Source organism: Streptomyces sp. GL_141 (assembly GCF_057834385.1).
This window is the reverse complement of record NZ_CM174402.1, coordinates 2,945,811-2,958,866: the sequence shown is the minus strand read 5'-3', so window position 1 is coordinate 2,958,866 and position 13,056 is coordinate 2,945,811. Positions and strand designations below refer to the sequence as shown.

General features: G+C 71.1%; 9 protein-coding genes. 6 read left to right on the top strand and 3 right to left on the bottom strand.

Features of this window, described 5'->3' with window-relative positions; translation table 11 throughout:
* Positions 1–90: 90 nt before the first annotated feature.
* Positions 91–945, bottom strand: coding sequence for a hypothetical protein (locus tag AC3IX6_RS12475; protein ID WP_489370182.1), 855 nt, complete (start codon positions 943–945; stop codon positions 91–93).
* A gap of 135 nt (positions 946–1,080) precedes the next feature.
* Here AC3IX6_RS12475 and AC3IX6_RS12470 point away from each other — a divergent pair, with 135 nt between their 5' ends.
* From AC3IX6_RS12470 to AC3IX6_RS12450, 5 genes are all read left to right on the top strand, one after another.
* The gene (locus tag AC3IX6_RS12470; protein WP_489370181.1) at positions 1,081–2,310 is read left to right on the top strand and encodes a CapA family protein; all 1,230 of its coding nucleotides are present in this window, start codon (positions 1,081–1,083) and stop codon (positions 2,308–2,310) included.
* 123 nt (positions 2,311–2,433) lie between these two features.
* Positions 2,434–4,746 (top strand): HAMP domain-containing protein, encoded by a 2,313-nt coding sequence (locus tag AC3IX6_RS12465; protein ID WP_489370180.1) that lies wholly within the window; start codon positions 2,434–2,436, stop codon positions 4,744–4,746.
* Positions 4,747–4,750: 4 nt separating this feature from the next.
* Complete coding sequence (pgsB, locus tag AC3IX6_RS12460) at positions 4,751–6,343, top strand: poly-gamma-glutamate synthase PgsB (RefSeq protein ID WP_489370179.1); 1,593 nt, start codon at positions 4,751–4,753, stop codon at positions 6,341–6,343.
* Complete coding sequence (locus tag AC3IX6_RS12455; protein WP_243335815.1) at positions 6,340–6,822, top strand: poly-gamma-glutamate biosynthesis protein PgsC/CapC; 483 nt, start codon at positions 6,340–6,342, stop codon at positions 6,820–6,822. Before pgsB ends, AC3IX6_RS12455 begins: the two co-directional genes overlap by 4 nt.
* Positions 6,823–6,885: 63 nt before the next feature.
* Positions 6,886–7,962 carry a C40 family peptidase gene (locus AC3IX6_RS12450; RefSeq protein ID WP_489370178.1) on the top strand — a complete coding sequence of 359 codons (1,077 nt, stop codon included), beginning with the start codon at positions 6,886–6,888 and terminating at the stop codon, positions 7,960–7,962.
* 6 nt (positions 7,963–7,968) lie between these two features.
* Here AC3IX6_RS12450 and AC3IX6_RS12445 read toward each other — a convergent pair whose 3' ends face one another.
* The gene (locus tag AC3IX6_RS12445; RefSeq protein ID WP_489370177.1) at positions 7,969–8,550 is read right to left on the bottom strand and encodes a Uma2 family endonuclease; all 582 of its coding nucleotides are present in this window, start codon (positions 8,548–8,550) and stop codon (positions 7,969–7,971) included.
* Positions 8,551–8,592: 42 nt separating this feature from the next.
* Positions 8,593–10,314 carry a PucR family transcriptional regulator gene (locus AC3IX6_RS12440; RefSeq protein WP_489370176.1) on the bottom strand — a complete coding sequence of 574 codons (1,722 nt, stop codon included), beginning with the start codon at positions 10,312–10,314 and terminating at the stop codon, positions 8,593–8,595.
* Between the two features lie 276 nt (positions 10,315–10,590).
* On the opposite strand from AC3IX6_RS12440, the gene AC3IX6_RS12435 reads away from it, so the two are divergent.
* Positions 10,591–12,981, top strand: coding sequence for a xanthine dehydrogenase family protein molybdopterin-binding subunit (locus AC3IX6_RS12435; protein ID WP_489370175.1), 2,391 nt, complete (start codon positions 10,591–10,593; stop codon positions 12,979–12,981).
* The last annotated feature ends 75 nt before the right edge of the window (positions 12,982–13,056 follow it).

The window sequence follows — 13,056 nt, the reverse complement described above, 5'->3', positions numbered from 1 at the left end:
CAGCATGCCGGACCCCACTGACGGACAGGCATGCTTTGCAACCGTTCGTGACCTCCACGTCCGAGTCTCCGTGGAGGGCTCTGCGGGCGGTCAGGCTTGTGACCAGCGCCGGGTGAGGAGGGTTATTGCCTCCGTTACGGCGTCGGTGCGGGGGGTGTCCGTTCTTATGGCCCGGGCCAGCTCGATGTGGAGGAATCGGAGTTTTTCGTCGGCGGCCACTTGGCCCTGCTCGTTCGACGTGCCGGCCAGTTTGCATTTGCGGGCATAGGCCCGGCAGACCTCCAGGCCCTTCTCGGTCAGTGCTGTCGACAGGGCCTTGGCCTCGGATATCGCGCGGTCTCCGGCGCCCGTCGAGACGACGGCGTCGAATTCGGGGAAGGACTCGTTGGCGAATCCGTGCAACTGAACGCCCGGCAGGCGGCGCTTCATCAGTTCCTCGATCACCTGGTGGAATACCGAGTCCGTACGGTGGGCCACGTCGGCGGAGTCCCCCTCGCCGGCCGTACGGCGGGCGCCGGCCAGCACCATGACTCCGCCGGGCGACCCGCGCAGCACCCGGGCGCCGAGCCGCTCGGTCTCCTGGTCGGCGATGGGGTGCGGGACCTGCACGCTCCAGCTCGGCTTCGCGCCCTGGTCCACGTACACCCGGCCCCACCCCCGGTTCCCGGGGCCCGCACCGCCCGCCGCATCCGCGACTTCGGCGAAGCGACGGCCGCTCGCGGCGTCCGTGAACGACTGCACGGTGAAGTCGATCTCGGCCAGGCGTTTGCGCGCCCCCTCCTGGTCGCCGTCAAGGAGCAGGGCGACGCCCCGGGTGACCGTGCGGCGTTCGTCCGCCGTGGGGATCCGGTAACCCCCTCGCTCGCCGAACCCCCGGGTGTATTCCGTGATCCGCTCTTCCAGGTCGACCCGCGGAGCGGCCGATGGTTCGGAATTAACCTGCACTTCATCTGATGGTCGGCTGGATGAGATTGCGAAATACGCCATAATCGCGGCCACGGCCATCACTGTGCACAGAGTTGCCTTAATCGTTATACGTTTCGGGGGGAACGGAGTCATGGTCGGATAAAGATAGACCGAGTGAAGATATCCGTCTCTCTCGTCGTGCTCCGATCCGGAGTTCTCACCCTTCTCCTCTCCGTCGGCCTCACCGGCTGTGGACTTCTCGGAGACGGGGAACCCGGTGGTGACGCCAAGGGGCGTCTGGCGGTGGGAGCCAAGGGCCGTTCCTTCACGGTGGCCGCGGCCGGTGACGTCCTCATCCACCCCGAGCTGACCGCCCAGGCCGAGCAGGACGGCAAGGCCGCGGGCAAGGGCGGGTTGGACTTCGGCCCGATGATGGCGTCGGTGAAGCCGGTCGTCAGCAAGGCCGACCTGGCGATCTGCCACATGGAACCGGTGCTCGGCAAGCCGGAGGGGCCGTTCCAGAGCTTCCCCGACTTCATCGCGCCGCCGCAGGTCACCACGACCCTCAAGGACATCGGGTACGACACCTGCTCGACCGCGTCGAACCATGCGCTCGACCACGGCGAGGGTGGCGTCAAGAACACCCTCGACGCCCTCGACAAGGCGGGCCTCAAGCACACCGGGTCCGCCCGCACCCCGCAAGAGGGCGGTACGCCGCTGATCATGGACGTCAAGGGCGTCAAGGTCGCGCAGCTCTCCTTCGCCGGCGGGTTCAACGGCCGTCAGGTCCCCGCGGACAAGCCCTGGCTGGTGAACAAGACCTCGCTGGACGCCATCTCGGCCGCCGAGAAGGCCGCCCGGGCTGCCGGCGCCGAGGTCGTCATCCTCAGCATCCACTGGGGCAAGGAGCATCAGCCCGCCCCGAACTCCCTCCAGCTGAGCCTGGCCAGGAAGATCTCCGAGAAGACCGGCGTGAACCTGGTCATCGGCCACCACGCGCACGTCGTCCAGCCCATGGAGAAGGTCGGCGACATCTGGGTCGCGTACGGGCTCGGCAATCAGCTCGCCCGGCACGAGGTGCCCAGCGGGCTGTCCGAGGAAGGCGTCATCGGCTGGTTCGAGTTCGCCGAGAAGAACGGCACGTGGGACGTCAGGGCCCGGTACGTCCCCACCTTCGTGGAGCTGCCGCCGGACCTGGAGGCGGCCGACCCCGCGGTCAAGGTGCCCGACAACGGACAGGTCAAGGACCACCGGCTGATCGACCTCGCCGCCGCGCTGAAGGACGGCGGCGGGCTGACGCCCGAGCGGCGCGCCCGCTACCGGCTCGCGTACGACCGCACCCAGGGAACCCTGCTCAACCGGGGCGGTGGCAAGGACGGACTGGCGCCCCTGACCAACCGCTGACGAGCGCTGAGCAAGCGCGGACGCGGTGCCGAAGAAGTGCCGCGCAGCGAACCACCCGCACCCGCACCCGCACCCGCACCCGCACCCGCACCCGCACCCTTACCCCCATCCACAGGAGTCCCGTTGTCCGCGTCGCGCACGAAGCGGCGGCAGAAGGTCCGCCGCAGGGCGGACATGTCGCTGCTGGGCGGCATCCGGCCGCCCATCGCCGCGCTGTCCGCGCTGCTGCTCGCCCTGGCCGCGCTCACCGCCTTCCACCTCGGCAAGGTGGGCAACGAGTCCGTCCCCGAGGCGGTCCGCACGTCCCAGCAGTACTTCGCCGAGGACGGTGCCATCGCGATGCGGGCCTCGCTGGACGAGTCGATCATCGACCTGTCCCGCACCGCCACCCTCTTCAACGCGGGCAGCCCGGTCTCCGCCGACACGGTGCTCGACAAGCTCGGCAACGTCTACCAGAAGTGGCGCGGCACGGCCGTCATCGAGGTCAAGTCGGGGCGGCTGGAGGCGCAGCGCGGCGAGAACGTGCCGCTGACGGCCATCGACCACACCAAGCTCACCGAGGCCAACGGCCTCGTCCCGCGCATGGTGCGGCTCGAGAACGGCGAGACCCGCCTGCTCACCTTCGCCGTACTGTCCTGGCCCGGCCAGCCCCAGAAGCTGCTCGTCGCCTCGAGCAGCCTGAGGTTCCCCGGCGTCAGCCTCGGCAAGTTCCGGGCCATCGCGGTCACCGACGCCACCGGCCAGATCCTCAGCAGTGACGGCCTCGCCAACGACGAGCAGATCCAGTCGGACGACGTCAAGGAAGAGACCGAGCGGGCCCGCAAGCAGCTCAAGAAGTACGCCAAGATCGCCGCGAGGAAGACCAAGGCCAACCCGCTGACCACCAAGGAGCCCGGCGGGGGCGGCTTCCGCGGCGTCAGCGGCAGCCTGCTCGGCCCCTCCGACGGCGGTGAGCGGACCGTCGTCGGCTACGCGAACCTGATCGGCCCCGAGGCGGGCAAGGGCACCGCCGCCACCGCCCTCGGGCTGACCGTCATCTCCCTCGTCAGCGTCACCGAGGACCGCGCCGCCGCCGTCGACCCGTTCTTCGGGATCGCCGCCGCGGCCGTGCTCCTCGTCATCGGCCTCCTCGCGGTCTCCCTCCTCATCGGCACCGTGCAGAGGCCGCTGCTCCAGCTCTTCCTGGAGAGCCGCCGGCTCAGCCGCGGCGACCTGAACCGTCCGGTCACCCGTCCCAAGTACGGTGAGGCCGCCCGCATCGCCGCCGCCCTGGAGCGGCTGCGCCGCCAGCTGCTCGGCGAGTCCGCCGAGGCCCAGAAGGCCCACCACCCCGGCCGCGGCCGCGGCCGGATCGGCGCCCGCGCCCTGCTCGCCACCTGCGGCGCGCTCCTGCTGCTGTGGTCCGCGCCCCTGGTGCTGCTGCTCAACCGGGCCGGGGAGTCCGTCCCCGTACCGCAGACGCTCGTCCACGACCAGCGCGAACGCACCGACACCATGGCCGACCGGGTCCGCCGCGCCCTCAACGAGGGGCACGCCGACCTCACCTCCGTGGGCTCGCTGATCGGCCCGGCCACCACCCCCGCCGAGATGACCGGCATCCTGGAGCGCACCCTCACGCAGCACCAGCGCTACGAGTCCCTGTACGTGCTCCAGGAGAACGGCACCATCAGCGCCAAGGTCGGGGCCGAGCCCCGGCGCCCGAGCGTCAAGGCCCCCGTCGACGAGCCCGTGGTGCTGCTCGAATCGGGCAACGCGCCGGTCATCATCGAGTTCGCCGCGGCCCCCGGCCTCAAGGGCGCTTCCGTGGTCGGAGAGTTGCGCATCGACTTCCTCAACTCCCTGCTCAAGCGCCCCGGGTTGGGCGAGATCCGGGTGATCGACGAGAAGCAGCGCGTCATCGGCGGCAACAACGGCTACCTGGCCTTCCAGCAGCTGCCCGACGAGAGCATGCGGGCGCTGGCGGCCGGCACCAACCAGAAGGTCGGCAAGGGCCCGCGCCCCAGCAGCGTCCTGCTGCGCGGCAAGGGCGACGACATCACCATCGCCGCCGCGATCCCGATGGCGGGCGGCGGCGCCGCGAAGCCGCTCGCCTGGACCGTGGTCAGCTGGCAGCCGGCCAAGGGCCTCGCCATCCCCGAGTACAACCTGCAGAACCGCACGGTGCTGGCCGGTCTGCTCGGCCTCACGGCGGCCCTGGTCTGCCTCGGCTGGCTCCACATCGTGGTGATCCGGGCCCTGCGCGAACTCGCGAAGCACGCCGAAGCCCTGGCGGACGGCGACCGCCGTACCGTCCTCTACCCGCGCCACCACGACGAGGTAGGCGCCGTCACCCGCAGCCTGGAAGTCGTCAGGCAGCAGCTCCAGGAGCTGCGCAAGCGGGATGCGAGCACCACCGCCGGCCGGTCCGGCCAGGCTGCCACGGCCGGAAGGAACTGACCCCGTGCTCTTTCTCTTCAGCGTGCTGGTCGTGTGCTGCGCGGTGATGCTGATCGCCGGCATCGTCGAGCAGCGGCGCCACTTCGCGAACCTGGCGGAGATACCCACCCGGGTGCTGGTCAACGGCATCCGCGGCAAGAGTTCCATCACCCGGCTCGTCGCGGGCGCACTGCGCGGCGGCGGGCTGGTCACGGTCGCCAAGACCACCGGCACCGCGGCCCGCTTCATCCACCCCGACGCCACCGAGGAGCCGGTCTACCGCAAGTTCGGCATCGCCAACGTCGTCGAGCAGATCGGCATCGTGCGCCGCGCGGCGGCCTACAAGCCCCACGCGCTGGTCATGGAGTGCATGGCCGTCATGCCCCCGCTCCAGGAGCTCAACCAGGAAAAGCTGATCCAGTCCACCATCGGCGTGCTGTGCAACGTGCGCGAGGACCACGTGGCCGAGATGGGCCCGACCCTCGACGACATCGGCCGCTCGCTGTCCCGCTCCATGCCGCACGGCGGCATCTGCGTCACCGCCGAGAAGGACCGCTTCCACGTCCTCCAGGAGGAAGCGGACGCGCGGAACTGCCAACTCCTCTACGCGGACCCGGAGATCGTCAGCGACGAGGAGCTGCGCGGCTTCAGCTGGTTCACCTTCAAGGAGAACGTGGCCATCGCGCTGGTCGTGGCCGAGCTCCTCGGCATCGACCGGGAGACCGCGCTGCAGGGCATGTACGACGCCCCGCCGGACCCGGGCGTGCTCTCCGTCGAGCGCTACATCGGCCCCGGCGACAAGCGGCTGCGCTTCGCCAACGTGTTCGCGGCCAACGACCCCGAGTCCACGCTGATGAACATCAACCAGCTCCTCGACCTCGGTGCGATCAGCCGCCCGCTCAACGTGGTCATCAACTGCCGGCCCGACCGGGTCGAGCGCAACGGCCAGATGGGCCAGATCGTGCCCGACCTCCAGCCCGACAAGGTGTTCGTGATCGGCCACCCGGCGAAGAGCGCCATCGACGCGATCCCCGCCGAGTGGCGCGACCGTGCGGTCGACCTCGGCGGTGAGCGCGACGGCGAGGAGTTCATGCACGAGCTCCTCGGCCACCTCGGCCGGGAGTCCTCGCTCGTGGCCATCGGCAACATCCACGGTCAGGGCGAGATCCTGCTGGAGCACCTCGCCGAGCTGCCCTCCTTCGAGGAGGACGGCGAGGCTCCGGCCACGCCGGGCGCGCCTGCGCAGCACGTACGGCACGACCAGACCATGGCGCTGTACGTCAAGCACCTCGACCCGTACGCGAACCTGCCCGCGGCCGAGGAGGAGCGCCGGATGCGCACCCCGCACGTCCCGGCGCCGCGCGGAGTGAACCAGCAGTTCGTGAACCAGCAGTACCCGCAGCAGGAGTACCAGCAGTACGAGCAGTACCAGCAGTACCCGAACCAGCAGTTCCCGCAGCAGCCCCAGCCGTACGCCCCTTCGTACGAGCAGTACTCGCCCGCCGGGCAGCAGTACCAGGCGGCGCCGCAGCAGCCGGAGCTCCCGCCGCCGCCCCGGCGACCCCAGCCCGAGACCCCGCAGCCCCCACAGTGGGCCAACCCAGGAGAACCCCGTTGATCCCCGCCGTCCTCACCCCCGAGATCGCCGCGATCGGCATCGCCCTGGGCCTGCTGTTCTCCCTCGTCTGCTACCTGACGACGAACCTGTCACCCGGCGGCATGATCACCCCGGGCTGGCTCGCCCTCACCCTCATCGAGGACCTCCAGCGCGCCGCGATCGTCCTCGGCGTCACCGTCCTGACGTACGCGCTCACGCTCGTCGCGCAGCGCTACGTGATCCTCTACGGCAAGCGGCTGTTCGCGACCGTCGTGCTCATCGGCGTGCTGCTCCAGGGCGGCGTGGTGATCCTGCTCCAGATGAAGTTCCCGCTGCTGTACGCGAACCAGACCCTCGGCTTCATCGTGCCCGGCCTCATCGCCTACCAGCTGGTCCGCCAGCCCAAGGGGGCCACGCTGCTGGCCACCGGCTCCGCGACGCTCATGACGTACGTCGTGCTGACCGCCGGCATCCTGCTCGGCGTCATGCCGCACGCGTGACCCCGGTCCGGCCCGCCGCCCCCGCCCGCCCTTCCGTCCGCCCGACCTCGCCCGGAGTATCCGATGACCGCCACGTCCAAGCGCCGCACACGTCCCGTCCTGCACGCGGCCACCGTGATCGCCCTGCTGGCCGGCAGCGTCTACTTCACCATCGAACTGCGCAAGGAGGAGCAGGCCAAGGCGCCCGCCATCCAGTCGCTCGTCGACGCCCCCGTCGCCGCGAAGGGGGGCGGTGACGGGGCCGCCCAGAAGTGGGAGCGGCTGAAGAACCCCGAGCGGTCCGTGCTGCGCGACGGCAAGGGCGGGATCCTCGCGACCTTCACCGACGGCGCCCGCACCGCCACCCTCACCGGCCCCAGCCGTACCTTCACCGAGCCGGCCACCACCAAGACCCGGGTGGTCACCGAGAACTGGGTGCGGCTGATGCCGGAGACCTGGCGCGGCGGGGCCGAGAAGGAGCAGTGGTTCCAGGAGTGGTTCAAGAAGTACCAGGGCAGCGAGGAGGACGACCTCTTCGCGATCGCCTTCCAGTACGGAGACCAGGCCCCGGTCAAGAAGGACGCGGAGGGCGTCTCGTACGCCGGCGACGCGAGCTTCGGCCCGATCAACCCCAACGGCTCGGTCGGCAACGACTACCGCCTGGAGGAGTCGGACTTCTACGACTACCTCGGCATCCCGTACACCTTCCGCAGCGGGACCACCGTGAAGCCCGAGGCGATGCGCGCCCGCTCGATGGACTGCTCCGGCTTCATCCGGACCGTGTTCGGCTACCGGGCCCGCTTCCCGCTGATGGCCTCGGACACCTCCGGCGACGGCCTGCCGCGCACCGCGAACGGCATGGCACGCGCCAAGGCCGGCGTGGACGTCATCCCGCTCAAGGGGGTCGGCGCGGACGGCCGGCCCACCTCCATCGACGTCCTGCAGCCGGGCGACCTGCTGTTCTTCAAGCTGGACGGGCGCACCGGAGACCGGCTGGACCACACCGGCATGTACCTCGGCACCGACACCGACGGCCACCAGATCTTCATCTCCAGCCGCGAAGAGGCCAACGGCCCGACCATCGGCGACAAGGGCGGCACCTCCCGCCTGGACGGCAACGGCTACTACGCGGCGACCCTGCGGAGCGCGAAGCGACTCTGAGCGGTCTCAGCTGCTCCGGGGCGGGGTGAGCTTGTCGAGGTCCAGGCTGATCTCGAAGGGCACCGGGCGCTGGAAGGTGCCGCGGAAGATACCGGCAGGAGCGTAGGCGCCTGCCGGTTCTTCGAGCTCGAAGACGTGCACGGCGGGGGCCCCGTCCTCGTTCTCGATGCGCCAGTAGTGCGGGATGCCGGCCTCCGCGTACTTGCGCAGCTTGACGATGCGGTCGCGGTGGGCTGATTCGGGCGACACGACCTCGACGACGAGCTTCACGGCTTCCGGGGCGTAGCAGGTGCGGTCGGGGTCATAGGGCAGGTCCGTCAGCAGAAGGTCCGGCTCGGGTCGGTTGCGGGCATCGAGGCGGATCGTCATCTCCCGCTCGACCTCGAAGCCGGCGGGCACCTGTGCCATCAGCGTGGTGGTCAGCGCGGTGACAAGGCGGCCATGCCAGGACCGCTGGGGCGACATCATGAAGATGAGGGCTCCATCGAGGAGCTCTGTGTGGCGAGGCGCCTCGGGGAGGCGGTCGAGGTCCTCCGCGAACCAGCCTTCCTCGCGCGGCGGGCGCATCCAGTCGGGCAGTGCGGTCATGGGTCGACCCTAGCGACTGCGGCCGCCCGGGAGAGGACCCCGTCAGCCCGATTTCAGGGCCGCCAGGAAGTCCAGGCGGGTTTCCAGGCAGGACAGGTCGCGCTGCGTGAGGTGTTCGATGCGGGCGATGCGCCCGCGCAGGGAGTTCACGTGGAGGTGGAGGCGGGCGGCGCAGGCGGTCCAGGAGGCGTCGCAGTCGAGGAAGGCCTCCAGGGTGGCCAGCAGCTCGGTCCGGTGGCGGGCGTCATGATCGCGCAGGGGGCCCAGCAGGCGGGTGGCGAAGGCGCGGCGGGCTTCGGCCGGGATCAGGGGGAGCAGGGTCAGGATGTGCGAGGTGAGGTCCTCCGGGCCGCGGACGGTCACCCGCCCGGGGGCTGCGTGGGCGATGCGCAGGGCGTTGTGGGCCTGCTCCAGTGACCGGCGGGCGTTGCCCGGCTCGCCGACCGGGGAGCTGACGCCGATGGAGACGCTGTCCCCCGGGCCGAGCCAGCGGGCGAGCGCCGCGGAGAGCCTGCGCTGGAGCGCGGCGTGGTCGAGGGCCGGGTCGGGACGGGCGTCGGAGGGCTCGGGGACCAGGACGAGGAGGACGGCCCGGTCTGCGTCGGTGGTGGCGGCGATGTCCTGCGAGGAGACCGGCACCGGGCCGTCCTCCTGGACCAGGGCTTCCTCCAGGAGGACGCGCAGGGCCGCGGCGGGGACGGGGCGGGTTCCGTGCCACTCGCCCGAGGCGACCACGAACTGGCAGCGCGGCCAGTGGCCGACCCCGCTGACCACGGCCTGCGCGGTGCTGCGCAGGCGGATGGGGATCTCCTCGGCCGGGACGCTGCTGTGCAGCAGGGCGAGGGACCGGTCGGCCAGGTCGTTGCGCGCCGTCTTGGACTGCTCGTGGGCGGCGCGGGCGTCGGCGACCAGCTCGGCGGTGCGGTCGAGGAGTTCCCGGTCGGGGGCGGGCCAGCGGGAGGTGTCGGACTCCATGACGAGCAGCCAGTCGCCCAGTTCGGCGGCGCGGGGAGCGGATCCGGGCGCGGTGCCCGGCGCAGTGACCGGCACCGGCACCGGCACCGGCACCGGCACCGGGACCGGTACGAGGGAGTAGAGGCGGGTGCCGACCGTGACGGTGTGCGGGGCCGGCTCGCCCGCGCGGCGGGCCGCGAGGTGGCGGGCGGCCAGTGCCGCCGCGGTCTTGGCGCGCAGCGGCGGCCGGGCTCCGGCGATCTGGCGTCCGGTCGCGGACAGGACGCGCACGTCGAGGCCGAGGGTGTGCCGCAGCAGCTCCAGTACGGAGTCCGGGGCGGCCCGGTCGGTGAGGAGCCGGCGGTGGCGTTCCACCAGGGCGGTCAGGCCGGCGAGGCCGCCGGGGTCCCGGCGGTGCAGCCGGCGCAGGACGTGCTCGGTGACCTCGGCGAACGAGGTTTCCGGCCGTACGGCGATCAGCGGGAGCCCGTGGCGCCGGCAGGCGCGCACGAGGTCGTGCGGGACGAGCCCGTGCTCGACCTCGCCGGCCGCGAGGGCGGTGACGCCGGCCCGGTGCAGGACCCGTACGAACGACTCGGCGTCCCCGTCCCCGCGCCACCAGGCGAGCCCCGTGAGGACGAGCTCGCCGCCGGTGAGGAAGCGGCCGGGGTCGGCCAGGTCGTTGGTGGCGACGGCGGAAATGGTCCGGTCGAGCGGGCCGTCGGGCGAGGAGCCGGTCCCGTCGGTGGCATGGCCCACGAGCAGGAGCAGTCCGAGCTCGGTGTCGTCCAGGAGTTCGCGTAGCCGCATGATCGCTACTTTCGCACGCGGCGGGGTGTGCGGGGGAGGGATCGGTGCAGCTCACAGGGGTGTGGGTGGATGAAAGCACGCTCGTCCACAGCCGTCCGGGAAGCCGGTTCTGAGCGATCGGTGACTGCCTCGCCCCGTGGCGACCGCGGTCTACTTCTGCGCATGCGGCCGACGCCGCCTGCGCCGGGAAGCGTGTCGCGCACGGGGGTCGCGGCACCGGCACGGTCGTGGGCGAGAACGAGAACACGAAGGACTCCAGGAAGAGGCGGTCTGATCATGGCTGGCACCACCACCGGCATTCCCACCGAGGTCACCCAGGCCGCCCGTACCAAGGGCGGCATCGGAGAGTCCACGCTGCGCCCGGACGGCACCCTGAAGGTGACCGGCGAGTTCGCGTACTCCTCGGACATGTGGCACGAGGAGATGCTCTGGGGCCAGACGCTCCGCAGCACCGTGGCCCACGCCGAGATCGTCTCGATCGACGTCTCCGAGGCCCTGACCCTGCCCGGCGTCCACGCGGTCATGACCTACGAGGACCTGCCGACCGCGGTGAAGTACTACGGGATGGAGTTCCAGGACACTCCGGTCCTGGCGCACGGCAAGGTCCGCCACCACGGCGAGCCGGTCGCCCTGGTGGCCGCCGACCACCCGGAGACGGCCCGCCGCGCCGCCGCGAAGATCAAGATCGAGTACCGGGAGCTGCCCCTCGTCACCGACGAGGCATCGGCGACCGCTCCCGGCGCCGTCCTCGTCCACGAGAACCGCGACGACCACCACTCCCGGCACGTCCCGCACCCGAACATCGTGCACCGCCAGCCCATCGTCCGCGGAGACGCGGCGGCGGCCCGGGAGCGTGCCGACGTCATCGTCACCGGCGAGTACGCCTTCGGCATGCAGGACCAGGCCTTCCTCGGCCCCGAGTCCGGCCTCGCGGTGCCCTGCGAGGACGGGGGAGTCGACCTGTACGTGGCCACCCAGTGGCTGCACTCGGACCTCAAGCAGATCGCCCCGGTCCTCGGGCTGCCCGAGGAGAAGGTCCGCATGACGATGGCCGGCGTCGGCGGCGCCTTCGGCGGCCGCGAGGACATCTCGATGCAGATCCTCGCCAGCGTGCTCGCGCTGCGCACGGGCAAGCCGGTGAAGATGGTCTACAACCGCTTCGAGTCCTTCTTCGGCCACGTGCACCGCCACCCGGCGAAGCTGTACTACGAGCACGGCGCCACCAAGGACGGCAAGCTCACGCACATGAAGTGCAAGATCGTCCTCGACGGCGGGGCCTACGCCTCCTCCACGGCCTCGGTCGTCGGCAACGCGGCTTCCCTCTCGTTCGGCCCGTACGTCATCGACGACGTGGACATCGAGGCGGTCGGCCTCTACACGAACAACCCGCCGTGCGGTGCGATGCGCGGTTTCGGCGCCGTCCAGGCCTGTTTCGCGTACGAGGCCCAGATGGACAAGCTCGCCGCGAAGCTCGGTATGGACCCGGTGGAGTTCCGTCAGCTCAACGCCATGGAGCAGGGCACGGTCATGCCCACCGGCCAGGTCGTCGAAGGCCCGGCCCCGGTCGCCGAGCTGCTGCGCCGGGTCAAGGCCCGCCCGCTGCCGCCCGAGCGCCAGTGGGAGAGCGCCCACGGCGCGCCCGACGTGCGCGCGCTGCCCGGCGGTCTGTCGAACACCACGCACGGCGAGGGCGTCGTCCGCGGCGTCGGCTACGCGGTCGGCATCAAGAACGTCGGCTTCTCCGAGGGCTTCGACGACTACTCCACGGCCAAGGTGCGCCTGGAGGTCATCAACGGCGAGGCCGTCGCGCTGGTCCACACGGCCATGGCGGAGGTCGGCCAGGGCGGCATCACCATCCACGCGCAGATCGCCCGTACCGAGCTCGGCGTCCAGCAGGTCACCATCCACCCGGCCGACACCCAGGTGGGCTCGGCCGGTTCGACCTCGGCGGGCCGCCAGACGTACATGACCGGCGGATCCATCAAGAACTCCTGCGGGCTCGTCCGCGAGAAGGTCCTGGAGATCGGCCGGCGCAAGTTCGGTGACCGCCACCCGGCCTGGGCCGGCGCCGAACTCCTCCTGGAGGACGGCAAGGTGGTCACCGACGGGGGAGAGGTGCTGGTCGCCCTCGTGGACGTCCTGGAGGACGAGGCCGTGGAGATCGAGGCGGAGTGGCGCCACCGCCCCACCGAGGCCTTCGACCTGCGGACCGGCCAGGGCAACGGCCACGTCCAGTACTCCTTCGCCGCGCACCGCGCGGTCGTGGAGGTGGACACCGAGCTCGGACTCGTCAAGGTCGTCGAGCTCGCCACCGCCCAGGACGTGGGCAAGGCGCTCAACCCGCTGTCCGTGGTCGGCCAGATCCAGGGCGGCACCGTCCAGGGCCTGGGCGTCGCGATCATGGAGGAGATCATCGTGGACCCGAAGACCGCGAAGGTGAAGAACCCCTCCTTCACGGACTACCTGCTCCCGACCATCCTCGACACGCCGACGCTCCCGGTCGACTACCTCGAAATGGGCGACCCGCACTCCCCGTACGGGGTCCGGGGCATCGGCGAGGCCCCGACCCTGTCGTCCACCCCGGCCGTCCTCGCGGCGATCCGCGCCGCGACCGGGCTGGAACTGAACAGGACACCGGTCCGCCCGGAGCACCTCACCGGGTCCTGACCCGGTGAGGCCAAGTGGAGGCCAACTCGGGGGTCAGTTCCGCCCAAGTCCCCTGGCGGATGCTGGAGCTCCGAA